The 22,825-nt window shown below is 67.9% G+C and carries 23 protein-coding genes; 15 read left to right on the forward strand and 8 right to left on the reverse strand.

Annotated features, from left to right (window positions below):
- Positions 1-18: 18 nt before the first annotated feature.
- Positions 19-1,251: an FAD-dependent oxidoreductase gene (locus tag LGY53_RS15615; RefSeq protein WP_225727403.1), complete on the forward strand. Its 1,233-nt coding sequence runs from the start codon at positions 19-21 to the stop codon at positions 1,249-1,251.
- Here the strand turns inward: LGY53_RS15615 and LGY53_RS15620 are convergent.
- The 3 genes from LGY53_RS15620 to LGY53_RS15630 all read right to left on the reverse strand — a co-directional run bounded on the left by LGY53_RS15620 (position 1,210) and on the right by LGY53_RS15630 (position 4,575).
- Entirely contained in the window at positions 1,210-2,409 is a 1,200-nt protein-coding gene (locus LGY53_RS15620; protein WP_225727404.1) for a serpin family protein, read from the reverse strand. The two genes, LGY53_RS15615 and LGY53_RS15620, sit on opposite strands and share 42 nt — an antisense overlap.
- Positions 2,410-2,430: 21 nt before the next feature.
- On the reverse strand, positions 2,431-3,507 hold the full coding sequence (locus LGY53_RS15625; protein ID WP_225727405.1) for a mechanosensitive ion channel family protein: 1,077 nt from the start codon (positions 3,505-3,507) through the stop codon (positions 2,431-2,433).
- Positions 3,508-3,606: 99 nt separating this feature from the next.
- On the reverse strand, positions 3,607-4,575 hold the full coding sequence (locus LGY53_RS15630; RefSeq protein ID WP_225727406.1) for a zinc-binding dehydrogenase: 969 nt from the start codon (positions 4,573-4,575) through the stop codon (positions 3,607-3,609).
- A gap of 100 nt (positions 4,576-4,675) precedes the next feature.
- On the opposite strand from LGY53_RS15630, the gene LGY53_RS15635 reads away from it, so the two are divergent.
- Entirely contained in the window at positions 4,676-5,242 is a 567-nt protein-coding gene (locus LGY53_RS15635) for a TetR/AcrR family transcriptional regulator (RefSeq protein ID WP_225727407.1), read from the forward strand.
- A 27-nt stretch (positions 5,243-5,269) separates the two neighbouring features.
- On the opposite strand, the gene LGY53_RS15640 is transcribed toward LGY53_RS15635, so the two are convergent.
- The 4 genes from LGY53_RS15640 to LGY53_RS15655 all read right to left on the reverse strand — a co-directional run bounded on the left by LGY53_RS15640 (position 5,270) and on the right by LGY53_RS15655 (position 8,311).
- Complete coding sequence (locus tag LGY53_RS15640) at positions 5,270-5,599, reverse strand: type VII secretion target (protein ID WP_225727408.1); 330 nt, start codon at positions 5,597-5,599, stop codon at positions 5,270-5,272.
- Between the two features lie 98 nt (positions 5,600-5,697).
- Positions 5,698-6,411: an HD domain-containing protein gene (locus LGY53_RS15645; protein WP_225727409.1), complete on the reverse strand. Its 714-nt coding sequence runs from the start codon at positions 6,409-6,411 to the stop codon at positions 5,698-5,700.
- A gap of 77 nt (positions 6,412-6,488) precedes the next feature.
- Complete coding sequence (locus LGY53_RS15650; RefSeq protein WP_225727410.1) at positions 6,489-7,589, reverse strand: mechanosensitive ion channel family protein; 1,101 nt, start codon at positions 7,587-7,589, stop codon at positions 6,489-6,491.
- Positions 7,590-7,684: 95 nt separating this feature from the next.
- Complete coding sequence (locus LGY53_RS15655; protein WP_225727411.1) at positions 7,685-8,311, reverse strand: alpha-ketoglutarate-dependent dioxygenase AlkB; 627 nt, start codon at positions 8,309-8,311, stop codon at positions 7,685-7,687.
- A gap of 95 nt (positions 8,312-8,406) precedes the next feature.
- Between LGY53_RS15655 and LGY53_RS15660 the strand changes: the two genes are divergently transcribed.
- A complete protein-coding gene (locus LGY53_RS15660; RefSeq protein ID WP_225727412.1) occupies positions 8,407-8,988 on the forward strand; it encodes a GNAT family N-acetyltransferase in 582 nt (193 codons plus the stop codon).
- A gap of 4 nt (positions 8,989-8,992) precedes the next feature.
- Here LGY53_RS15660 and LGY53_RS15665 read toward each other — a convergent pair whose 3' ends face one another.
- Positions 8,993-9,547: a TetR/AcrR family transcriptional regulator gene (locus LGY53_RS15665; protein ID WP_225727413.1), complete on the reverse strand. Its 555-nt coding sequence runs from the start codon at positions 9,545-9,547 to the stop codon at positions 8,993-8,995.
- A 106-nt stretch (positions 9,548-9,653) separates the two neighbouring features.
- Here LGY53_RS15665 and LGY53_RS15670 point away from each other — a divergent pair, with 106 nt between their 5' ends.
- The 12 genes from LGY53_RS15670 (at position 9,654) to coaBC (ending at position 22,771) form a co-directional block, all read left to right on the forward strand.
- Entirely contained in the window at positions 9,654-10,505 is an 852-nt protein-coding gene (locus LGY53_RS15670; RefSeq protein ID WP_225727414.1) for an SAM-dependent methyltransferase, read from the forward strand.
- 169 nt (positions 10,506-10,674) lie between these two features.
- The gene (pyrR, locus tag LGY53_RS15675) at positions 10,675-11,310 is read left to right on the forward strand and encodes a bifunctional pyr operon transcriptional regulator/uracil phosphoribosyltransferase PyrR (protein WP_225727415.1); all 636 of its coding nucleotides are present in this window, start codon (positions 10,675-10,677) and stop codon (positions 11,308-11,310) included.
- A gap of 76 nt (positions 11,311-11,386) precedes the next feature.
- Entirely contained in the window at positions 11,387-12,346 is a 960-nt protein-coding gene (locus LGY53_RS15680) for an aspartate carbamoyltransferase catalytic subunit (protein WP_225727416.1), read from the forward strand.
- 36 nt (positions 12,347-12,382) lie between these two features.
- Positions 12,383-13,699 (forward strand): dihydroorotase, encoded by a 1,317-nt coding sequence (locus LGY53_RS15685; protein ID WP_225727417.1) that lies wholly within the window; start codon positions 12,383-12,385, stop codon positions 13,697-13,699.
- Entirely contained in the window at positions 13,700-14,218 is a 519-nt protein-coding gene (locus tag LGY53_RS15690) for a transporter (protein ID WP_225727418.1), read from the forward strand. It begins immediately after the preceding gene.
- On the forward strand, positions 14,215-15,327 hold the full coding sequence (gene carA / locus LGY53_RS15695) for a glutamine-hydrolyzing carbamoyl-phosphate synthase small subunit (RefSeq protein ID WP_225727419.1): 1,113 nt from the start codon (positions 14,215-14,217) through the stop codon (positions 15,325-15,327). Before LGY53_RS15690 ends, carA begins: the two co-directional genes overlap by 4 nt.
- Positions 15,327-18,671 carry a carbamoyl-phosphate synthase large subunit gene (carB, locus tag LGY53_RS15700; protein WP_225727420.1) on the forward strand — a complete coding sequence of 1,115 codons (3,345 nt, stop codon included), beginning with the start codon at positions 15,327-15,329 and terminating at the stop codon, positions 18,669-18,671. The genes carA and carB overlap by 1 nt, the downstream gene beginning before the upstream one ends.
- 10 nt (positions 18,672-18,681) lie before the next feature.
- Entirely contained in the window at positions 18,682-19,506 is an 825-nt protein-coding gene (gene pyrF, locus LGY53_RS15705; protein WP_225727626.1) for an orotidine-5'-phosphate decarboxylase, read from the forward strand.
- Between the two features lie 755 nt (positions 19,507-20,261).
- The gene (mihF, locus tag LGY53_RS15710) at positions 20,262-20,585 is read left to right on the forward strand and encodes an integration host factor, actinobacterial type (protein WP_120045143.1); all 324 of its coding nucleotides are present in this window, start codon (positions 20,262-20,264) and stop codon (positions 20,583-20,585) included.
- Between the two features lie 5 nt (positions 20,586-20,590).
- Positions 20,591-21,175 (forward strand): guanylate kinase, encoded by a 585-nt coding sequence (gene gmk / locus LGY53_RS15715; protein ID WP_225727421.1) that lies wholly within the window; start codon positions 20,591-20,593, stop codon positions 21,173-21,175.
- Between the two features lie 27 nt (positions 21,176-21,202).
- Positions 21,203-21,484 carry a DNA-directed RNA polymerase subunit omega gene (rpoZ, locus tag LGY53_RS15720; protein ID WP_167475972.1) on the forward strand — a complete coding sequence of 94 codons (282 nt, stop codon included), beginning with the start codon at positions 21,203-21,205 and terminating at the stop codon, positions 21,482-21,484.
- A 39-nt stretch (positions 21,485-21,523) separates the two neighbouring features.
- Positions 21,524-22,771, forward strand: coding sequence for a bifunctional phosphopantothenoylcysteine decarboxylase/phosphopantothenate--cysteine ligase CoaBC (coaBC, locus tag LGY53_RS15725; RefSeq protein WP_167475971.1), 1,248 nt, complete (start codon positions 21,524-21,526; stop codon positions 22,769-22,771).
- Positions 22,772-22,825: the final 54 nt, after the last annotated feature.

Consider the following 22,825-nt stretch of genomic DNA (forward strand, 5'->3'; position numbering starts at 1 on the left):
TCGAGGGAGGACAGTCGGATGGAGCGGACAACCTGCCTGATCGCCGGTGGTGGACCAGCCGGAATCGTGCTCGGACTGCTGCTGGCCAGAGGCGGTGTCGATGTCACCGTGCTGGAGAAGCACAAGGATTTCCTGCGGGATTTCCGCGGCGATACCGTGCACCCCACCACCCTGGATCTGCTCGACGAACTCGGCCTCGGCGCCGAATTCGCGAAATTGCCGCAGCGGCGGGTGGAGACGGTTCTGCTGCCGGTCAACGGAACGCTCGGCACGGCGTTCGAGCTGCGGAACCTGCCCGGAAAACACAAATACATCGCGATGGTGCCGCAGTGGGATCTACTGGATCTGTTGGCGCGCAACGCCGAACAGGAACCGAGTTTCCACCTGCGGATGAATACCGAAGCGACGGACCTGATCCGGGACGACGGCCGCGTTATCGGCATCGCCTACCGGACCTCGAGTGGCGAAACCGGTGAGATCCGAGCCGATTTGACCGTCGCCTGTGACGGTCGCGGTTCGGTGCTGCGGGCCGCGGCGGGGCTGCCGTCGGTTACTTGGACGACGCCGATGGACGTCTGGTGGTTCCGCCTGCCACGCACCGAGATCGATCCGGCGGCCGCGGTACCGTTCGCCACCGGCAATCGGGCGGGCGTGATGCTGGACCGCGGGGATTACTGGCAGGTCGCGCTGCTCATAGCGAAGGGCACCGACGCGGCGGCGCGGCGGAATCCGGTCGGCGATATCGTGCGCGATATCGCGACGGTGGCGCCGTGGCTCGGCGATCGCGTCGACGCGCTGAGCGGCTGGGACGAGGTGAAGCTGCTCGACGTCAAGCTGGACCGGTTGCGGCGCTGGTACCGTGACGGCCTGCTCTGCCTCGGTGATGCCGCACATGCCATGTCGCCGGTCGGCGGCGTCGGCATCAACCTCGCGGTACAGGACGCGGTCGCCGCCGCGCGGATCCTGGCCGGACCGCTGCGTTCGGGTTCGGTGCGCACCGAGGACCTGGCGCGGGTGCAGCGCCGCCGGATGTACCCGACCGTCGCGACTCAGGCCATGCAGCGCCTATTGCACGACCGGGTGATCGAACCCGCCTTGTACGGCCGGATCAACCTGACCGGCCGCACCACGCTGCCACCCACACTCGGCATACTGCGTCGCATTCCGGTGCTGCGCAGCGCGCCGCCGTTCGTGGTGGCCCGCGGCTTCTTACCGGAACACGCGCCCGAATTCGCCAGGCGCACCGCCTGATCGGGGCGGCGGCGCCGGGGTGGGGGTGGCCACCCAGCCCGCCGTGACGGCGAGCCCGGACGGCCGATGCACCGCGAGAAACCCGAACGGCCGGTCGAATTCGACCGAGGCCGCTCGGACCGTATGCGTCGGCCGGGCCATTCCCGCCAGGACCATGCCCATCGCGGTGACCGCGGCCGATTCGAAGCCCTCCCTGGTGAAGCGCGCCAGGACATCCTGTGCGGCCTGGTTCACCGCGAGCGGGGCGGGGGAGATCCGGGGGAAGTGGCCGCGGGTGGTGTCGGTGGCCGCCCGCAGGCCGAAGACGTCGGGCAGCGCGAGCAGGTTGTGGAAGGAGCGAATATCGAAGGACGGCAACCGGATACCGAGCCGATCGTGGCGGTCGGTCGATTCGATGGTGGTCACCCTCAGCCCGGGACCCGTTGTCCCGGGCGGTAATTCGGTGTTCACCGGCACCGCGCCGGTGAGCGCGCCGAGACCGGTCCGCAGCACGATTCCCGGATCGCCGTCGCCGACCAGCAGGTGCACGTCCAAATCCGCGGTGCCCGTGACGATTACGCGGGTGACCGGGGTCGGCCCGTCGAGTATCGCGGCGGCGTCGATATCGTCGGTCGAGCGATAGAGACCGCTTATCCGAGCGCCCTGCCACGGCCCGTGCTCCGGTATCAGCAGGATTTCCTCGAAAGGCTTGCGCCACTTGGTCTTCGCAACCAGTGCGGTGGCCAGCACCAATACCGTCGCCGGATCCAGCTGGAGCGGGAATTTCTCGATCAGCCCGCCGGTGTGCTGTGCGGCCCAGCTGTCCAGCGCCGCCTGGTCGGTGAGCAGGTCGATCGTGCCCTTCGGCTGCTCGGCGACCCAATCGTCGTGCAGTGGAAGCTTTTTGCGCACCCAGATGCCGAGCGCGCCCGCGATGTCGACGGCGTCGTCGAGTATCCCGATCAATTGGACTGCGGCGGCCTGTGCGGTATCCGCCGGAATTCCGGCCGCGGCCGCCAATTCGGCGCGGGCCGGTCCGTCCGCCGCCGCGGCGAGCAGCGCCAGCAGCGGCCACACGCCCGCGCCGGAGAGGACGAAGTCCGCCTCGCCCGCGGCCGCGCACCAGCGCGCGGTCAACTCGTTGGCCGCGCCGACCTGTTGTTTCAGCGATGTGCCCACCAGCACAGCCTAGTGGGCCGGCTATGAAGCGTTGTCGAAGTCCGGTTCGGAATCCCTGGTGCGGATCGGGAGATCCATATGGTGCTTGGGTACCAGATCCTCGGTCACGCCGGAACGGTGCAGGGTGACCTTCGACAGGCGGAACCTGCGGTGCAGTTGCCTGATGAAATCGCTGGCGAGCAGGTTGCGGTCCGGATAGCGGCGGCTGCGCAGTTGCACCTGGAAACCGATGCTGTCGCCGAAGGTGTGGAAGCGCAGCTGCGGATCATGTTCGGGCGCGGCGGTTTCCGAATTGCCGACGATCTCCCGCGCCACCTCCATGGTGATCCGCTCGACATAGTCGAGGTCGTTCTCGCACCCGACGGCGATGTCGACGGTGACCTCGGAATCCGGCGATGGCCGGTTGTAGTTGGTCAGAATCGCCTCGGCGAACCGGGAATTCGGCACGATCACCAGATTGCCCGGCAGTTCCCGGATGGTGGTGTGATGCCAGTCGACATCGTGCAGCCAGCCCTGCTCACCGCTGTCGAGCCGGACGAAATCGCCCGGCTGGGCCATCTTCGTGGCCAGAATGTGCATGCCGGCAAAGATATTCGCGAGCGTGTCCTGCAGGGCGAGTGCGATCGCGAGACCGCCGATGCCGAGCGCACCGAGCAGCGGGGTGATCGAGATGCCCAAGCTGCTCATGCTGATCAGGATGCCGATCGCGAAGACGGCCACTCTGGTGATGGTGGCGAACAGGCTGGCCGAACCGCCGATCCCGCTGACCGCCATCACGATCGAGGTGATGATGTCGGCGGCCAGCCGGGCCACCGCGAAGGTGACCGCGATGATCAGCGCCGCGACGAGCGTATTGCGGGCCACATCGGTGGCCACCGGGAGTTTGTTCGGTATCGAAATGGCTATGAGCAGGCCCGTCAACGAGATCAACGGGACCGACAGATCACGTCCGAGGCGCAGGACGAGCGCCCGGAAGGTCCGGCTGCGCTCCTCGGGTTTGGCACCGAGGCGGTCGAAAACCTTGCGCAGTCCGAACCCCAGCGCGGGGGCAATGATGACGACCGCCGCGGCGGCTCCCCACGTAAGTGGCTGGTTCACGCAGAAATGGTGGCAGCAAAGCGAGGGCTCGGTACGAGTTTTCGCGCTGCGGCGATGTGGTTGTCCTGTTGTCCGCCTTGCGGTTTGCCAAGGGTTGGACTAGGGGCGCAGCACGATGCGGCCGAGTTGCGCACGCCGTTCGACGCGGCGGTGCGCCTCGGCGGCGTCGGCCAGCGGCAGCACCGAATCGACGAGCGGGTCGAGCGTTCCGCTCGCCGCACGGGTCAGGATGGCGCCGCGCGCGGCGGCGACGGTCGCCAGCCAGGCCGGGCCCGCACAGACCTGCAGGGTCAGGCCGGAACCGAGCAGGTCGGCGACCGACAGTTGCGTCGGTGCGCCGGAAAGCCAACCGTAGCTGAGGATCCGGCCGTGCAGCGGTGTCACGGCGGGCACCAGATCGTTGGCGCTGGTGCCGCCGATCGAATCGAAGACCACGTCGACGGTTGTGTCGCCGAGGATTTCGGGCAATCGCGCGGGCCAGTTCGGATCGGTGTGGTCGATCGTCGCGTCCGCGCCGAGTTTCCGTGCCTGGGCGGTCTTTTCGGGGCCGCCCGCGGTGGCGATGACGCGTGCCGCGCCGTACTCCTTGGCGAGCTGGGTGAGGAATGCGCCGACACCCGTTGCGGCGGCCTCGATCAGCACGGTTTCCGCGCCGGTGAGCAGTGCCCGTTCGAGCAGCGCGATGGCCGTCGATCCGCTCATCAGCACGGCCGCGGCGTCGGCCGATGCCAGGCCCTCCGGGATTTCGATGGCGGAAGCCGCAGGGGCGCAGACGAATTCGGCATACGATCCGGCGCCCGTCGTCGCGACGGCATAGCGCTTGCCGACCAGTGCCTGGTCGACATCGGCTCCGGTCTCGGTGACGACGCCGACCGCCTGGAATCCGAATACCGCGGGCAGTTCGGCGGCCATCGGGAAGATACCGGCCCGCACCACTGTCTCCGGGTAGAGGACCGGGATCGCCTCGGCCCGAATGACCAGTTCGCCGGGCCCCGGCCGCGGGGTCGGGACGTCCCGGGCGACCAGCACCTCGGGCCCGCCGACTCCGGTCATTACGATTGCTCGCATCAAAACTCCATAAGTTGACTGATGGTCCAGTTGCTTGCCCGACAATATGGACCGCCGGTCAACTTGTCAATGGGGTTGCCGCGCAACGAAAGTAGGTGAGATGCCCCCGAAAGAGCGGGCGGACGCCGCTCGCAACCGCCGAGCCATCCTCGACGCCACCAGGGCGATGCTCATCGAACACGGCGCCGAAGCGGTCACCATGGACCGGGTCGCCGCCGCGGCCGGGGTCGGCAAGGGGACCATCTTCCACCGCTTCGGCAGCCGGGCCGGGCTGCTGCACGAGCTGATCGGCGAACCGGCCGTCGAGCTCATGGCGGCGGTCCGGTCCGGTCCGCCGCCGCTCGGCCCCGGCGCCGCCGCGGGCGATCGCCTGGTGGCCTTCTTCGACGCCTTCACCCGCTTGGTTATCGCGAACGTCGAACTGGTCGTCGCCTACAACGCCATCCCGCCGCATCCGCGCCGCGATGAATTCCACGCCTTCTGGGCCGGCCACATCGCCGAATTGCTCCGTGAAGCCCGCCCGGATCTCGACGCCGACACCGTAGGCCAGCTGCTGCTATCTATTCTCGGCGGCGAAATGGTTCCCGCGATGGCCCGGGCCGGAAAGACCGAACCGCTACTGCACGCGGTCCGCGAAATCGTCGAATCCGTGCTACGCGCCCCGTAAGTCTCGAATGCCTTGTGGCGCAGGCGGTCAGCGCGCGCCGTTGGCCTCGACGGATTTCAGGTTCGCCGCGTTGGTCGTATCGATCTGCTCGAAACCCGCCGCGACGGAGCGAAGTTTGCCCGCATCATCGGTGAGGGCCTGCTGCGCGGTTTGCAGCGTCGTGACACCCTCGGACTCGATCGAGTCGAGAAATAGCGGCGGCAGGAATGCGCAGAGCTTGCCGAACGCATCGGTCGGCAGTGAAACCGCCTGCGCGGCCTCGACGGCCTGCGTCAGTGATCGACCAACCGATTCCACATTCGCCGCGTGCGTGCGGATCTTCTCCGGATCGACCGCGACCCCGGATGCGTCACTCATGGTCCACCCCTCGTATGCGCCGTATGCGATGTCAGCGTACGCGGATAGACCGGTTTTCCGGTCGATCGGATTCAGCTGCTGCGAGAGGCCGCACCGGACTACCGCGCGCCGAGGATGGCGTCGAAGCGTTCGTCGGCGCGGTCGAGTTGGTCGAGGATGTGCGATTTCACATGGTCGGCGAGTGGGGTGTCGGGGCGGTTGACGAGGTCGCGATAGACGTTGGTGAGTGGGCGGTATTTGGTGGCGAGGCGGTGCATCGCCGAACCGGTGGCGTAGAGGATGCCGACGCCGTTGTCGGTGAAGTCGGACAGCTTCACCACGCGTGCCCACGGTGCGCGGGCGAGATTCGCCGCGACGTGCTCGCGGTATTGCACATGCCGGTCGACGGCCGGATCCGGCGCCGGATTGGTCACGGCGGCAACGATTTCCGCGACCCGGGTGCCGAAGCGGGTGGACAGTTCGCCGAGTGCGGCGGCGGTGGCCGGGCCGGGGCGGTCGCCCGCCAACTCGGGGCCGTGATCTTCGACCGCGTCGTGCAGCAGGCCGGCCGCGACCACGTCCGGGTCGCGCACCTCGTAGTGGCTGACGATCCGGATGGCAACGCGCAGTAGATGATTCAGATACGGCTCGCGCCCGTAGCGGTCGTCGCGATGCAGTTCGGACGCGAGATCCAGCGCCGCTGCCGGCCCTTCGGGTTCCGGCAGTTCGGCGATTTCCAGGAGCAGTCGGTCCCGCAGGCCGGATTCGCCGTACACCTCACTGATCGCGTGCAGCGGCATAACCGCAAGTACACCCGCCCCCGGAATGGTCATATCGCCACTGTATCGGTGCCCGAGATGAACAGGTAAGCCGGTGTGGCGTCCGTCATGTGCCGTTCAACCGCGCGTCGTCACGGGCTCACCGCCGGGTGGGGTTCCGGGTCGATCGGCAGCTCCGCGGCGAGCGCGTCGAACGGAGTCATGGTGTGCCCGTTGGTGAATCCGAGTTCCAGCGTGCGAATGGGGTACGGAATGACGATCTTCTCCTGCTGGAATCGCTCGTGCAGCCGCTTGATGAACTCGCTCACCAGCAGGTACTGATCGGCGAAATGCCTGGTCCACAACACGACTCGGAAATCGATGCTGGATTCGCCGAAGGTGTGGAAGCGCACCCGGGGTTCGGCATGCGCGACGCCGACGTCGAGTTCGCACATCACCTCCCGGCCCACCTCCAGCGCGACCCGTTCCACCTGTTCGAGGTCGCTGCGATAGCTGACCCCGCATTCCACCACCACCGCCATACTCTGTTCGGGCTGGTGATAGTTGGTGAGGATGGCGTCGGCGAATTTGGCGTTCGGCACGATCACGTAGTTGCCCGGAATCTCCTTCAAAGTGGTGTTGCGCCAACCGATATCGTGAATCCAACCGGATTCGCCGGAGTCCAGGCGCACGAAATCGCCGTGCTGCACCATCTTCGAGGCGAGTATGTGGATGCCCGCGAAGAGGTTGGCCAGCGTCGCCTGCAGGGCCAGCGCGACGGCCAAACCGCCGATGCCGAGCGCGCCGAGCAGCGGGGTGATCTCGATTCCCAAGCTGCCCAGCGTGATCAGGATGCCGATGCCGAATACCAGCACCCGGGTCATGGTGGCGAACAGGCTCACCGAACCCTCGGCCCCGGTGACCGCGAGCACGATCGAGGCGATGATGTCGGCGGCGATCCGCGACACCGCGTACGAGATGACGATGATGAGCGCGACGAGCAGCGCGTTGTGCGCGGCGGTCGGCGCGATGGGCAGCGCGCCCGGCAGCGATAGCGCGACCATCAGCCCCACCAGCGCCGCGACCGGGATGGCGAGGTCGTGCGCCAGGCGCAGGCCGAGGGAGCGCAGCGAGCGCGGACCCTCGGTGGTGCGGTGTTCGAGCCGGATGACGAAGCGGCGGACCGCGATTCCGGCCAGCGGCCCGGCGATGACGAGTGCGGCCGCGACGGCCAGCAGCAGTGGCTTGTTCACGCGCGTGATCCTTCTGACGGGGGTCGAGGGAACAGCAGGTGGTGCACCGATAACAAACCAGCAGGTCGGAATTGTACGCCGCGCGTCGCGCTCGCTTAACGGACGCCGCGCGGCCGGAACTGGATGCTGATCCGCGGCCCGGCCGGCCTGCGCGTCTTCGGCACCGCATGCTCCCAGGTGCGCTGGCAGGAGCCACCCATCACCAGCAGATCGCCGTGTCCGGCCGGGAACCGCAGGCTCGGGCCGCCGCCGCGCGGCCGCAGCAGCAGGCTGCGCGCCGCGCCGACCGACACGATGGCGACCATGGTGTCGTGCGTCGCGCCGCGTCCCGACGTATCGCCGTGCCATGCGACGCTGTCGCGCCCGTCCCGGTAGTAGCACAGCCCCGCCGTGCGGAATGGTTCGCCGAGTTCGCGCAGATAGTGCGCGCTCAAGGCGTCCCGCGCCGCATCCAACACCGGATCGGGAAGTGTTTCGCGCTCCTCGTAGAAGCACAGCAGCCGCGGCACGTCCACCACCCGGTCGTACATCGGCCGCCGCTCGGCCTGCCACGGCACCTCGGCCGCGAGCCGGTCGAACAGCGCATCGGCCCCGGAAAGCCAGCCCGGCAACAAATCCACCCAGGCGCCCTGGCTCAACTCGGTCCGCCGGAGTCCGTCGAGCGACCCGAGTTCCGCCTCGCCGAACCCGTCGAGCAGCGATCCCTGCAGTGGTGTCGACATGATCGTGAGCGTACGCGTATTCGAACGTATGTGCTAGATCTTGGGGTGCCGGAATTCGCTGGACGGAACGGCCGAATGGCGGCGAGCATCATTCGGTGCCACAAGCCGAATTACATACCCCGCGCATCGCGCTGGTCCCATTGTCCGACGAGCACCTCGAGTACGAGATCGAACTGGATGCCGAGCCGCAGGTGATGCGCTACCTCGGCACCGGCCAGCCGCGTTCGCGCGCGGAGGTCGAGCGGTTCCACGGGCGGCGCATGGCGGTCGCCGATCGGGTGGACGGGCTCGGTTTCTGGGTCGGGTTCGTCGACGGCGATTTCGTGGGGTGGTGGCTGCTCGCGCCGCCCGATCGGCCGGATCAGGGACCGGTGGCGGGTCAGGGCGAACTCGGATATCGGCTGTTACCCCGTTACTGGCGAAAGGGTTTGGCGAGTGAGGGTGCGCGCGAACTGATCCGGCACGGGTTCGCCGATCTCGGGCTCGCCCGGATCTTCGCCGAGACCATGGCGGTGAACGCCGCGTCCCGCGCGACCATGAATTCGGTTGGCCTGGAATATGTTCGAACCTTCGAACAGCAGTGGGAGGAGCCGATTCCCGGATCGGAACACGGTGAGGTCGAGTACGCGATCACTCGCGAACGCTGGCTGGCCTTGCGCGACAAGGTAATCGGGTAGCGCCTCACATCCTGGCGAGTATGTCGGTCGCGATTGCCGCCGCCGCGGCGGCCTGCTCGTCCCGGTCGAGTTCCAGATCGCCCATCATGGTCAGGCTCCAGCTGATGGCCAGCAGCGCCTGTCGCGCGTGGAAGGCGGCGAGTGCGGCGTCATCGGGTTCGGTCATCAGGTCGGCCAGCACGCGGAACTTGTAGCGCAGGCTGGTGCCGAAGCCGAGATCGCGGAAGGCGGGCTGATTTTCGGCCCAGAAGCGGATCATGTCCCGGCCGAGCCCGTGCATCAGGACGCCGTAGCGCGTCAAGATGCCTTGCGCTCGCTCCCGGCCCGGCGGCTGGGCCTCGGCCCAGGTGACGATCTCGTCGATACCGCGGGTCAGCTCGTCGGCCAGGCTCGCGACGATGTCCTCTTTGGTGCGGAAATGGTAGTAGAGCGCGGCTTTGGTGACCCCGAGGCGTTCGGCGATCTCGCGCAGCGAGGTCTTGTCGTAGCCGCGTTCGGCGAACAGTTCCATGGCTACGGCCCGGATGCGTTCGCGGGTATCGCTTCGGCGCGCGTCCATCGATTCCTTCGTTTACTTGACGACCGGCTAGACGGAGCTTAGCGTCGCGACCGACGGCGGTTTACTAGCCGGTCGGCAAGTAAGGAACGATATGGGGAGTGTTCGAATGACGCAGGCGCGGGGATCTGTACCGATCGACGGTGTCGCGATGACGGCGGTCGGTGTCGCGGTGATCAGGGCGCGGGAATCGGAGCGGCCGGACCGGCTGTACGACGACCCGCTGGCGCGGGAATTCGTCGAGGCCGCGCGCGCCGGTTTCGCCGAAACCGAAGGGGGAGTCGACCGTTGGTCGCGCATCGAGGCGGTCGCCGACGCGTTCTACACCGGGCGGTCGGTGGCGGTGCGGCTGGTGGACGACGCGGTGCGCGCCGGTATCGAAAGCGGTTGCCGCCAAGTGGTGCTGATCGGCGCCGGACTCGACACCCGGGCCTTCCGGATGCCGTTGCCCGCGGGGACGCGCTGGTTCGAGATCGATCTGCCGGAACTGTTCGCGTTCAAGGAGCCGGTACTCGCGGCGGCCGGTGCGGTGCCGGGGTGCGTGCGCGCTGTCATCGCCCAGGACCTGCGCGGCGATTGGGCGAAACCCTTGCGGGAGCAGGGCTTCCGGCCGGATGAACCGACGCAGTGGGTCGACGAGGGCGCGATTCCCTATCTGCTGCACGAGGATGCGCTCCGGGTGGTGACCACCATCACCGAATTGTCCGCGCCCGGTAGCCGTTTCGGCGTCGCTCGATTGAAGGTGGACCCGAACCAACCGCACTACCGAGAGCTTGCCGAACTTGTCGGCGGCGACCCGGAGTGGACACCGCACGGCCTCGGCCCCGGCGCCGAGGACTGGTTGCGCGAGCACGGCTGGCGCACCGAATTCCGCGGCTGGGACGAGATGGTCGCCGAACTCGATCGCCCCGCGGCACTGAACGACCCCGACGTCGGCACCGTGCTCGCGATTCGCGAGTAGCGGCGAGGGGAGGACCGCCCGGTCGTCGCGGCCGGGCGATCCCCGTTCGCCGGTGGCCTGCCTCACACCCGGATATCCCTGGTGAAGGCCCTGTTTCGGGCACTGTTACGCTGCAAGCCGTAAGACATCCTTTAACGGACCGTCCCGTGAGGCGGGGAAGGAGGTCGGCATGGCTGTGCCCGAGGAACGGGCCGCCAAGTCCGGCGCTGCCGAGGTATCGCAGCGACACACACCCGAATGGGTGGCGGCGGGGCGGGAGCTGTTGTCGGCTTCCGATGTCGGCCGGACCATCGCGCGCATCGCGCACCAGATCATCGAGAAGACCGCCCTGGATTCGGGTGAACCGGATACCTCGCGGGTGGTGCTGATCGGCATTCCGACCCGCGGCACCACATTGGCGACGCGGTTGACCGACAAGATCGAGGAGTTCGCCGGCGTCCGCCCGGCCCTCGGCTCGCTCGACATCACCCTCTACCGCGACGATCTGCGCAGCCGTCCGCATCGCCCGCTCGAGCGCACCTCGGTGCCCGAGGGCGGTATCGAGGACGCGCTGGTGGTGCTGGTAGACGACGTCCTCTTCTCCGGGCGCACCGTGCGCTCCGCGCTGGACGGCCTGCGCGATCTCGGCCGCCCGCGCGCGGTACAGCTGGCCGTGCTGGTCGACCGCGGCCACCGCGAGCTGCCGATCCGCGCCGACTACGTCGGCAAGAACGTCCCCACCTCACGCTCGGAGGACATCTCGGTGCTGCTCACCGAAACCGATGGCCGCGACGGGGTTTACCTGCACCAGGGGGATGAAGCGTGAGGGAGCGCAGCGAGCGAACCAAAGACACAGCGGCCCTGTGCCGAACGGCACGACCGAGCGTCAGCGAGGTCGTGGCGTGAGGCATCTCTTGACGGTGACCGATTTGGATCGCGACACCGCCACGCAGCTGCTCGACGAGGCCGAACGCTTCGAACAGGCGCTGCTCGGCCGCGAGGTGAAGAAGCTGCCGACGCTGCGCGGGCGCACCGTGATGACGGTCTTCTACGAGAACTCCACCCGCACCAGGGTTTCGTTCGAGGTGGCGGGCAAGTGGATGAGCGCGGATGTGATCAATGTCAGCGCGAGCAGTTCGTCGGTGTCGAAGGGTGAATCGCTGCGCGATACCGCGCTCACCCTGCACGCGGCGGGCGCGGACGCGCTGATCGTCCGGCATCCGGCCTCCGGCGCGGCGCACCAGATCGCCCGCTGGATGGATGCCTGGGCGGTATCTTCCGGCCGCGCAACGGGTCCCGCGATCATCAACGCCGGCGACGGTACGCACGAGCATCCGACGCAGGCGCTGCTCGACGCGTTGACGCTGCGGCAGCGGCTCGGCGATATCGCGGGTAAGCGGGTGGTGATCGTCGGCGACATCCTGCACAGCCGGGTGGCCCGGTCGAATGTCTTCCTGCTGAATACGCTTGGCGCGGAAGTGGTTCTGGTCGCCCCGCGCACGCTGCTGCCGGTCGGCGTCGACGCATGGCCCGCCCGCGTCTCGCATGCGCTCGACGCCGAATTGCCCGGCGCCGACGCGGTTCTGATGCTGCGGGTGCAGGCGGAGCGGATGAACGGCGGGTTCTTCCCTTCGGCCCGTGAGTATTCGGTCAACTACGGACTGTCCGAGCGCAGGCTCGCGCTGCTCGACGAGCACGCGGTGGTGCTGCATCCAGGTCCGATGCTGCGCGGTATGGAGATCGCGCACGCGGTCGCCGATTCCTCGAAAGCGGCCATCCTGCAACAGGTTACGAACGGCGTGCATATGCGGATGGCGGTGCTGTTCCGGCTGCTGGTCGGGACGCAGGAGGCGATCGCATGAACTACATGAGGTATTCGACCGGAAAGGTGGTGCGGCATGGGTGAAGTGCTGATCAAGGGCGCCCGCCCGTATGGTGAGGAGCCGGTCGACGTACTGATCCGGGACGGTGTGATCGCGGCGATCGGCGCGGTCGAGGCGTCCGAGGACGCGGAGGTCATCGAGGCCGCCGGGCAGATCCTGCTCCCCGGATTCGTCGACCTGCACACGCATCTGCGTGAACCCGGCCGCGAGGATACCGAGACCATCGAAACCGGTTCCGCCGCAGCGGCATTGGGTGGCTACACGGCGGTTTTCGCGATGGCGAACACCAATCCGGTCGCCGATTCGGTGGTGGTCACCGATCATGTCTGGCGGCGCGGACAGGAGGTGGGCCTGGTCGACGTGTTCCCGGTCGGTGCGGTCACCGTCGGCCTCGCCGGTGAGCAACTCGCCGAAATGGGCACGATGGCCGCGGGTATCGGCCGGGTGCGGATGTTCTCCGACGACGGCCACTGCGTCTACGACCCGCTGATCATGCGCCGCGCGCTCGAATACGCGAATTCGCTCGGCGTGCTGATCGCCCAGCATGCCGAGGAGCCGCGACTGACCGTCGGCGCCGTCGCGCACGAGGGGCCGAATGCCGCCCGCCTCGGGTTGGCGGGTTGGCCGCGGGCCGCCGAGGAGTCGATCGTCGCCCGCGACGCGCTGCTGGCGCGGGACGCGGGTGCGCGGGTGCACATCTGCCACGCCTCCACCGAGGGCACCGTCGAGCTGGTGAAATGGGCCAAGGCGCAAGGTATTTCGATTACCGCCGAGGTCACCCCGCACCATCTGCTGCTGGACGATTCGCGCCTGGAGACCTACGACGCGGTGAACAAGGTGAATCCGCCGCTGCGCGAGGCCACCGATGCCGCCGCGCTGCGCCAGGCCCTGGCCGACGGCGTGATCGACTGTGTCGCAACGGATCACGCTCCGCATGCGGAGCAGGACAAGTGCTGCGAATTCGCCGCGGCCCGCCCCGGCATGCTCGGGCTGGAGACCGCGCTGTCGATCATCGTGCAGACCATGGTCCAGCCCGGCCTGCTGGACTGGCGCGGGGTGGCCAGGGTGATGAGCGAGCGCCCGGCCGAGATCGTCGGCCTCGACGAGCACGGCCGCCCGATCGCGGTGGGCGAACCGGCCAACCTGACACTGGTCGACCCGGAGGCCACCTGGACCGTCCGGGGGAACGAGCTGGCCAGCATCGCGAACAACACGCCGTTCGAGGCGATGACCTTCCCGGCACGGGTGACAGCGACGTTGCTGCGTGGCCGGGTGACCGCCCGCGAGGGCAAGGCGGTCGGGGATCGCAGATGGGACGCAGGAGGTCCGTAAGTGGAAAGAACGCTGTGGGTGCTCGGCCTGCTGCTGCTGTTCGCGCTGTGCCTGCTCCTGATGTACCTGGGGTGGCGCAACCGGGCGCGGCGACAGCTCGATCGCATCGGTGAATTGCCAACGGTGCCAGGCGATCTGGGCGCGCAACTGCTGGAGCCGACCACCGGCCTCTACCTCGGCAGCACCATCGCGCCGAGCTGGCAGGACCGGATCGCCGTCGGTGATCTGGGCTTCCGGGCCACAGCGGAACTCACGCGGTTCGAACGGGGAATTCTGCTCGAACGCGACGGGGCGACGGTGATCTGGATTCCCCAGGAATCCATCACGGCCGTGCGCACCGAACGCGGACACGCGGGCAAAGTGATGACGGAAAATGGTGTGCTGGTAATTCGCTGGAAACTGCCGACCGGAACCGAGATCGATACCGGTTTCCGGGGCGACGACAAAACGGTGTATCCGGCCTGGGTCGCGGACCACTCGACGGGTCCGGCCAGCACGACGACGGGAGACGACGAATGACACAGGAAGCCGCCTTGGTGCTGGAGGACGGCCGGGTGTTCCGCGGCACGGCCTTCGGCGCCGTCGGCGAGACACTCGGTGAGGCGGTGTTCTGCACCGCGATGACCGGATATCAGGAAACGCTGACCGATCCCAGCTACCACCGCCAGATCGTGGTGGCCGCGGCCCCGCAGATCGGCAACACCGGCTGGAACGACGAGGACGACGAGTCGCAGCGGATCTGGGTCGCGGGTTACGCGGTGCGCGATCCCGCGCGGCGCGCGTCGAACTGGCGCGCCACCGGCACGCTGCAGGACGAGCTGGAGCGTCAGCACGTCGTCGGGATCGCGGGCATCGACACCCGCGCGCTGGTCCGGCACCTGCACACCCGCGGTTCGATGAAGGCGGGCATCTTCTCCGGCGCCGCGCTGGCCGATGCCGATGAGTTGCTGGCCCGCGTCAACGGTCAGCCGTCGATGCTCGGCGCCGATCTGGCCGAGGAGGTCAGCACCAACGCGCTCTACACCATCGACCCGAAGGGCGAGCGCCGGTTCACCGTCGTCGCGGTGGACCTCGGCATCAAGACCAACACCCCGCGCATGTTCGCCGAGCGCGGCATGCGGGTGCACGTGGTGCCCTCGAACACCACGCTGGACCAGATCATGGAGTTGAAGCCGGACGGCGTCTTCCTCTCCAACGGTCCCGGCGACCCGGCCACCCAGGACGGCGCGGTCGCGCTCACCAAGGGCGTACTGGAAAAGGGCCTACCGCTGTTCGGCATCTGCTTCGGCAATCAGATCCTCGGCCGCGCCCTCGGCCGCGAGACCTACAAGATGAAGTTCGGCCACCGCGGCATCAATATCCCGGTGGTCGAACACGAGACCGGCCGCATCTCGATCACCGCGCAGAACCACGGGTTCGCGCTGCAGGGCGAGATGGGGGAGCGGTTCGACACCCCGTTCGGCAAGGCCGAGGTGAGCCACGTGTGTGCCAACGACGGCACCGTCGAGGGCGTGCGCCTGGTCGACGGGCGCGCCTTCTCGGTGCAGTACCACCCGGAGGCCGCCGCCGGACCACATGACGCCGCATATCTTTTCGACCGCTTCGCCGGTCTCATGGAGGGAGCCTGATGCCACGCCGCGAAGACCTGAAGCACATCCTCGTCATCGGCTCGGGCCCGATCGTCATCGGACAGGCCTGCGAGTTCGACTACTCCGGCACCCAGGCGTGCCGTGTGCTGCGCGCCGAGGGACTCCGTGTCTCCCTGGTGAATTCGAATCCGGCGACGATCATGACCGACCCGGAGTTCGCGGATTCCACCTACGTGGAACCGATTACGCCGGAATTCGTCGAGAAGGTCATCGAAAAGGAGCGTCCCGACGCTATTCTCGCCACCCTCGGCGGGCAGACCGCGCTGAACACCGCGGTCGCGCTGCACGAGCGCGGCGTGCTGGAGAAGTACAACGTCGAGCTGATCGGCGCCGACTTCGAGGCCATCCAGCGCGGTGAGGACCGGCAGAAGTTCAAGGACATCGTTGCCAAGGTGGGCGGCGAAAGCGCCCGCAGCCGTGTGTGTTTCACCATGGACGAGGTGCGCGAGACGGTCGCCGAACTGGGTTTCCCGGTGGTGGTGCGCCCGTCGTTCACCATGGGCGGCCTCGGTTCCGGCATGGCATACGACCACGACGACCTCGACCGCATCGCGGGCGGCGGCCTCGCCGCGTCGCCCACGGCGAACGTCCTGATCGAGGAATCGATCCTGGGCTGGAAGGAATACGAGCTCGAGCTGATGCGCGACGGCCGCGACAACGTCGTGGTGGTCTGCTCGATCGAGAACGTCGACCCGATGGGCGTGCACACCGGTGATTCGGTCACCGTCGCCCCCGCCATGACCCTCACCGACCGGGAATACCAGCGGCTGCGTGATCTCGGCATCGCCATCCTGCGCGAGGTCGGCGTCGACACCGGTGGCTGCAACATTCAGTTCGCGGTGAATCCCGCGGACGGCCGCCTGATCGTCATCGAGATGAACCCGCGTGTCTCGCGTTCGTCCGCATTGGCCTCCAAGGCAACGGGTTTCCCGATCGCCAAGATCGCGGCGAAGCTGGCCATCGGCTACACGCTGGACGAGATCGTCAACGATATCACCAAGGAAACCCCGGCCTGTTTCGAGCCGACGCTGGACTACGTGGTGGTGAAGGCGCCGCGGTTCGCGTTCGAGAAATTCCCGGGCGCCGACGCGACCCTGACCACCACGATGAAGTCGGTCGGCGAGGCGATGTCGCTGGGCCGCAACTTCGCCGAGGCGCTCGGCAAGGTGCTGCGCTCGCTGGAGACCAAGGCAGCGAGCTTCTGGACGCTGTCCGACGGCGCCTGGGCGCCGTCGAATCCCGATGACCCGCAGTCGGTTTCGGCCGCCGTCGAGGCGATTCTGGCGGATCTGCGGGTGCCGACCGAGGGGCGTATCTATCAGGTCGAGCGGGCGCTGCGCTACGGCGCGAGCATTCCCGACGTCGCGGCCGCCTCGGGTATCGACCCGTGGTTCGTCGCCGAGATCGCCGGTCTGGTCGAGCTGCGCCGGGAGGTGATCGACGCGCCGGTGCTGGACGAGCCGCTGTTGCGTCGCGCCAAGCATCACGGCCTGTCCGACCGTCAGATCGCCGCGCTGCGACCGGAACTCGCCGGCGAGAGCGGGGTGCGGGCGCTGCGGCACCGGCTCGGTGTGCGGCCGGTCTTCAAGACCGTCGACACCTGCGCCGCCGAATTCGAGGCCAAGACCCCGTACCACTACTCGGCCTACGAACTCGACCCCGCCGCGGAATCCGAAGTGGCGGAACAGAAGGAGCGAGCCAAGGTCATCATCCTGGGCTCGGGGCCCAACCGGATCGGCCAGGGCATCGAGTTCGACTACTCGTGTGTCCATGCGGCGCAGACGCTTTCGCGCGCCGGATACGAGACGGTGATGGTCAACTGCAATCCGGAGACCGTCTCCACCGACTACGACACCGCCGACCGCCTCTACTTCGAGCCGCTCACCTTCGAGGATGTGCTCGAGGTCTACCACGCGGAATGCGAATCCGGCACCGTCGCGGGCGTTATCGTGCAGCTCGGCGGCCAGACCCCGCTCGGGCTCGCGCAGCGGCTCACCGATGCCGGCGTCCCGGTGGTCGGCACCAGCGCCGCCGCCATCGACCTGGCCGAGGACCGCGGCGAATTCGGTGACGTGCTGGTCGCGGCCGGGCTGCCCGCGCCGAAATACGGCACCGCGACCACTTTCGAGCAGGCCAGGAAGATCGCCGGGAATATCGGTTACCCGGTGCTGGTGCGCCCGTCCTACGTGCTCGGCGGCCGCGGCATGGAGATCGTCTACGACGAAAAGTCCTTGGAGGGCTACATCTCTCGCGCCACCGAGCTGAGCCCGGAACATCCGGTGCTGGTGGACCGGTTCCTGGAGGACGCCATCGAAATCGATGTCGACGCGTTGTGCGACGGCGTCGAGGTCTACCTCGGCGGTGTGATGGAACACATCGAGGAGGCCGGTATCCACTCCGGCGACTCCGCCTGCGCGCTGCCGCCGATCACGTTGGGCCGCAGCGATATCGAGGCCGTCCGGCGCTCGACCGTCGCACTGGCCAAGGGCATCGGCGTCAAGGGTCTGCTGAACGTGCAGTACGCGCTCAAGGACGACATCCTCTACGTGCTGGAGGCGAATCCGCGTGCCAGCCGGACGGTTCCGTTCGTGTCCAAGGCCACCGCGGTGCCGCTGGCCAAGGCCGCGGCCCGGATCATGCTGGGCGCCACCATCGCCGAACTCCGCAAGGAGGGCATGCTGCCGGGTGAGGGCGACGGCGGGCACGTCGCGCTCGACGCACCGGTCGCGGTGAAGGAGGCCGTGCTGCCCTTCCACCGGTTCCGCCGCGCGGACGGCACCGGGGTGGATTCGCTGCTCTCCCCGGAGATGAAGTCCACCGGTGAGGTCATGGGCATCGACGCCGATTTCGGCACCGCCTTCGCCAAGAGCCAGTCCGCCGCCTACGGATCGCTGCCCACCGAGGGCACCGTCTTCGTCTCGATCGCGAACCGGGACAAGCGGGCCATGGTGTTCCCGGTGAAGCGGCTGCACGACCTCGGGTTCCGCATCCTGGCCACCGAGGGCACCGCGGAAATGCTGCGCCGCAACGGAATTCCGTGCGAGCGGGTGCGCAAGCACTCCGAGGACGGTCCGGCCGACGAGCCGACCATCGTCGAGCAGATCCGCGACGGCGAGATCGATATGGTCTTCAACACCCCATACGGCAACTCGGGCCCGCGCGTCGACGGTTACGAGATTCGCACCGCCGCTGTCGCCACCAACATCCCGTGCATCACGACGGTGCAGGGCGCGGCCGCCGCGGTGCAGGGCATCGAGGCGACCATCAACGGCGGCATCGGGGTGCGCTCGCTGCAGGAACTGCATTCGGTGCTGCGTGGCTGACGGGGTGGCGGTGCACACGTTCGGCGGCCGATTGCGCGGTGCCATGCGGCATTTCGGCCCGCTGTGCGTCGGCATCGACCCGCATCCCGGTCTGCTGCGCGCCTGGGATCTCACCGAGGACGTCGACGGTCTGGAGGCGTTCGCGGAGATCTGCGTCGAGGCCTTCGACGGGCGGGTGGCGCTGATCAAACCGCAGGTGGCCTTTTTCGAGACGTACGGTTCCGGCGGTATCGCGGTGCTGGAGCGCACGATCGAGGTGTTGCGCGGCTCGGGCACCCTGGTGCTGGCCGATGCCAAACGCGGCGATATCGGCTCCACCATGGACGCGTACGCGCGCGCCTGGCTCGGTGACGGACCGCTCGGCTCCGACGCATTGACGGTGTCGCCGTATCTCGGGTTCGGTTCCCTCGCACCGGCACTCGATCTGGCGGATGCCAACGGGCGCGGACTGTTCGTGCTCGCCGCCACCTCGAATCCCGAAGGGGCACAGGTGCAGCGGGGGCTGGCCGTGGATGGACACACCATCGCGCAGACGATGGTCGACGCCGCAGCGGCGCACAACGCGGGCCAGGAGTTCGGCTCGGTGGGCGTCGTCGTCGGCGCGACGCTGACCGATGCCCCCGACCTGTCGGCGCTCAACGGCCCGATCCTCATGCCGGGCGTCGGGGCACAGGGCGGCGGCCCGGAGACCATCCGCAGGCTGCTGCCCGAGTCGATGCTGTCTGCGGCCGTGCCGAACGTCTCGCGTGAGGTGCTCGCCGCCGGACCGTCGGTTCCGGCATTGCGCGCGAAGCTCGACGAGCTGCGCGACCAGTTCGCGTTCCTGCAGAGCTGATCGTCGACCGTAGAACGGGCCCGCGCACACCGCGCGGGCCCGTTCTGGTTCGGCGGGCATCGCTGAACGCGTGTGCGAAGGCCCGTGTAAGGCCGCTGTGCGCCCTGCTGCGCCGATTTCCGGCCGCACACGTGTTCGGGCGCGGATCCGTGGCCCGCGTCGGCGCAGCGCGGCGATCCCGGGGCATTCGTCGTCGCCGATTTCCGGGCCGGATCGTGCGCTCGGCTGACGTCGAGGTTGTCGAGTTCGGTGGATGACGCGCCGATTCTCGGCCTTGGGGACGACCAGGTGGCGCGTCGAATCGGACCGATCGGTGTCGAATTGGCAAACCGCGGGTATCGAATCGCCGAACCGTGTCGAATCACTCCGTGCGCCCCATCGCGGACCTGCCCGGCGGCCGAATGTGGCCCACGACACGCGCATGAGGCGTACGACACGCGGGAAATCCCGAGAAACTTCCATGCCGGATTCGCCATGGGTTGCTGCGGGCGCGCCCGGTCGTCTGGCAACCCTCCCGCTAACTGTCCAGGTGACTGAAAAATCCCTGCTGAGGCGGCATTTCGCGATTTCGGCGGTACTATCGCCGCAGCGATCGGGTCCGTGCGCGGATCCGGCCCACCACGCCGGTACGCCATGCGGAATCATGCGCTGACCTGGGGGGTGGGTTCGCAATCGGCGGACGTCGTGGGTACGGTCGCTGAGACTGCCGGGTTACCGGCAGGAGTTGATGCAATGAACGATGAGACGGAGGAACCGTGGCCCTTCCCCAGCTGACTGACGAGCAGCGCGCCGCTGCTTTGGAGAAGGCGGCTGCCGCTCGCCGCGCTCGGGCGGAGCTCAAGGAGCGCTTGAAGCGTGGCGGCACCAACCTGAAGCAGGTCCTCACCGACGCCGAGACCGACGAAATCCTCGGCAAGATGAAGGTGTCGGCGCTGCTCGAGGCCCTGCCGAAGGTTGGCAAGGTCAAGGCGGCGGAAATCATGACGGAGCTGGAGATCGCTCCCACCCGGCGGCTGCGGGGTCTCGGCGATCGGCAGCGCAAGGCGCTGCTCAAGCGCTTCGACTTCGACGCCTCCTAACCGGAGTGGTCGAACACACGCGGAAGGGTCGGCTGGTAGTGCTGGTCGGCCCCTCGGCCGTCGGGAAATCGACGGTCGTCCGGTGCGTGCGGGAACGCCTGCCCCACCTGGTTTTCAGCGTGTCGGCAACGACCCGGGCCCCAAGGCCCGGGGAGGTCGACGGGGTTGATTACCACTTCGTCCCCCGAGACAAGTTTGACGCCATGATCGAGGCGGGTGAACTGCTCGAGTGGGCGGATATCCACGGCGGACTGCAACGCTCCGGAACCCCCGCACGTCCGGTGCGGGAGGCCCTGGCGAAGGGCAAACCGGTATTGATCGAGGTGGACCTGAACGGCGCCCGATCGATCCGCGAAGCCATCCCCGAGGCGCTGCTGGTATTCCTGGCTCCACCGAGCTGGGACGAACTGGTCGCCCGGCTCACCGCCCGCGGCACCGAATCGCCCGAGGTGATCGAGCGGCGGCTGGAGACCGCGAGAACCGAATTGGCCGCATGTGACGAGTTCGACATCGTCATCGTGAACGACGAGGTGACCAGCGCCTGTAAGCAGTTGGTATCGTTGTTCGTTAGCACAAATTCGAGTTCGTGACCCCCTAATCCCGCAGGAGCCCCCCTAGTGAGCAGTACGGACATCAAGACCGCGCCCGCATACGACACTCCGGTCGGCCTCACCAACCCGCCGATCGACGAGCTGCTGGAGCGCACCTCGTCCAAGTACGCCCTGGTCATTTACGCCGCCAAGCGGGCCCGCCAGATCAACGACTACTACAACCAGCTCGGCGACGGCATCCTCGAGTACGTCGGCCCGCTGGTCGAGCCGGGTTTGCAGGAGAAGCCGCTGTCGGTGGCGATGCGCGAGATCCACGCCGACCTGCTCGAGCACTCCGAAGGCGAGTAATCCGGGATCCCGGTGAACCCCATCTAGCCCGGAGGCGTAGTGACAACCAGTGGCGCCGCAGGCGCGGCAACAAGGATCGTGGTCGGCGTCAGCGGGGGCATTGCCGCGTACAAGGCATGTTCCATCGTCCGCCGGTTCACCGAGACCGGGCATTCGGTCCGGGTGATTCCCACCGAGTCGGCGCTGCAGTTCGTCGGTAAGGCGACCTTCGAGGCGCTGTCCGGAAATCCGGTGCACACCGAGGTTTTCGCGGATGTGCCCGAGGTGCCGCACGTGCGGCTGGGCCAGGAGGCGGACCTGGTGGTCATCGCTCCGGCCACCGCCGACCTGATGGCTCGCGCCGCGAGCGGTCGCGCCGACGACCTGTTGACGGCGACGCTGCTCACCGCGCGATGTCCGGTGCTGTTCGCGCCCGCCATGCACACCGAGATGTGGGAGCATCCGGCGACGCGCGCCAATGTGGCGACGCTGCGCGCGCACGGCGCCATCGTCATGGAACCGGCGTCCGGTCGGCTCACCGGCACCGATACCGGTCCGGGCCGGCTGCCGGAACCCGAGGAGATCTTCGGGCTGGCCACGCTGCTGCTCGAACGCGCCGACGCGATCCCGCGCGACCTGGAGGGCCGCCGGATCGTCATCACCGCGGGCGGCACCAGGGAGCCGCTGGATCCGGTGCGTTTCCTCGGTAACCGAAGCTCCGGCAAACAGGGCTACGCACTGGCCAGGGTCGCCGCGCAGCGCGGCGCCCACGTCACGCTCATCGCGGGCAACACGATCGAGATGGCGGCTCCCGCCGCGGTCGACCTGGTGCACATCACCACCGCCGAACAGCTCAAGACGGCGGTGGACAAGCACGCGGTCGGCGCGGACGCGGTGATCATGGCGGCCGCGGTGGCCGATTTCCGGCCCACCAACGTGGCCGCCGCCAAGATCAAGAAGGGCGCGGGCGAACCGGACACCATTCCGCTCACCAAAACCACCGACATCCTGGCCGGCTTGGTCCAGGCCAGACGCGATGGTCACCTGACGGGCACCGCCATCGTCGGCTTCGCCGCCGAAACCGGGGACGAGCACGGCGACGTGCTCACCCACGCGCGCGCGAAACTGGCCAGGAAGGGCTGCGACCTATTGGTGGTCAACGCGGTCGGCGAGGGCAAGGCATTCGAGGTCGACAACAACGACGGCTGGCTACTCGGGGCCGACGGCACCGAACAGGCGCTCGATCACGGGTCGAAGGCATTGCTGGCGAGTCGCGTTCTCGACGCGCTCGGACCGCTACTGAGCTGAAATATGTTGCGGTTCGCGCCTTCTCGGCATTATCCGGAATGTCCGGTGGCGGTG

Source organism: Nocardia sp. JCM 34519.1 (assembly GCF_020361265.1).
GTDB classification, from domain to species: Bacteria; Actinomycetota; Actinomycetes; order Mycobacteriales; family Mycobacteriaceae; genus Nocardia; species Nocardia arthritidis_A.

Excerpts from the sequence above, each read along its gene's own strand:
- LGY53_RS15615 (WP_225727403.1), top strand. The coding sequence starts at position 19 with ATGGAGCGGACAACCTGCCTGATCGCCGGTGGTGGACCAGCCGGAATC.
- LGY53_RS15665 (WP_225727413.1), bottom strand. The coding sequence starts at position 9,547 with ATGGACGCGCGCCGAAGCGATACCCGCGAACGCATCCGGGCCGTAGCC.
- LGY53_RS15685 (WP_225727417.1), top strand. The coding sequence starts at position 12,383 with ATGGGTGAAGTGCTGATCAAGGGCGCCCGCCCGTATGGTGAGGAGCCG.
- LGY53_RS15640 (WP_225727408.1), bottom strand. The coding sequence starts at position 5,599 with ATGAGTGACGCATCCGGGGTCGCGGTCGATCCGGAGAAGATCCGCACG.
- carB (WP_225727420.1), top strand. The coding sequence starts at position 15,327 with ATGCCACGCCGCGAAGACCTGAAGCACATCCTCGTCATCGGCTCGGGC.
- LGY53_RS15655 (WP_225727411.1), bottom strand. The coding sequence starts at position 8,311 with ATGTCGACACCACTGCAGGGATCGCTGCTCGACGGGTTCGGCGAGGCG.
- LGY53_RS15645 (WP_225727409.1), bottom strand. The coding sequence starts at position 6,411 with ATGACCATTCCGGGGGCGGGTGTACTTGCGGTTATGCCGCTGCACGCG.
- pyrR (WP_225727415.1), top strand. The coding sequence starts at position 10,675 with ATGGCTGTGCCCGAGGAACGGGCCGCCAAGTCCGGCGCTGCCGAGGTA.
- carA (WP_225727419.1), top strand. The coding sequence starts at position 14,215 with ATGACACAGGAAGCCGCCTTGGTGCTGGAGGACGGCCGGGTGTTCCGC.
- LGY53_RS15670 (WP_225727414.1), top strand. The coding sequence starts at position 9,654 with ATGACGCAGGCGCGGGGATCTGTACCGATCGACGGTGTCGCGATGACG.
- LGY53_RS15635 (WP_225727407.1), top strand. The coding sequence starts at position 4,676 with ATGCCCCCGAAAGAGCGGGCGGACGCCGCTCGCAACCGCCGAGCCATC.
- LGY53_RS15630 (WP_225727406.1), bottom strand. The coding sequence starts at position 4,575 with ATGCGAGCAATCGTAATGACCGGAGTCGGCGGGCCCGAGGTGCTGGTC.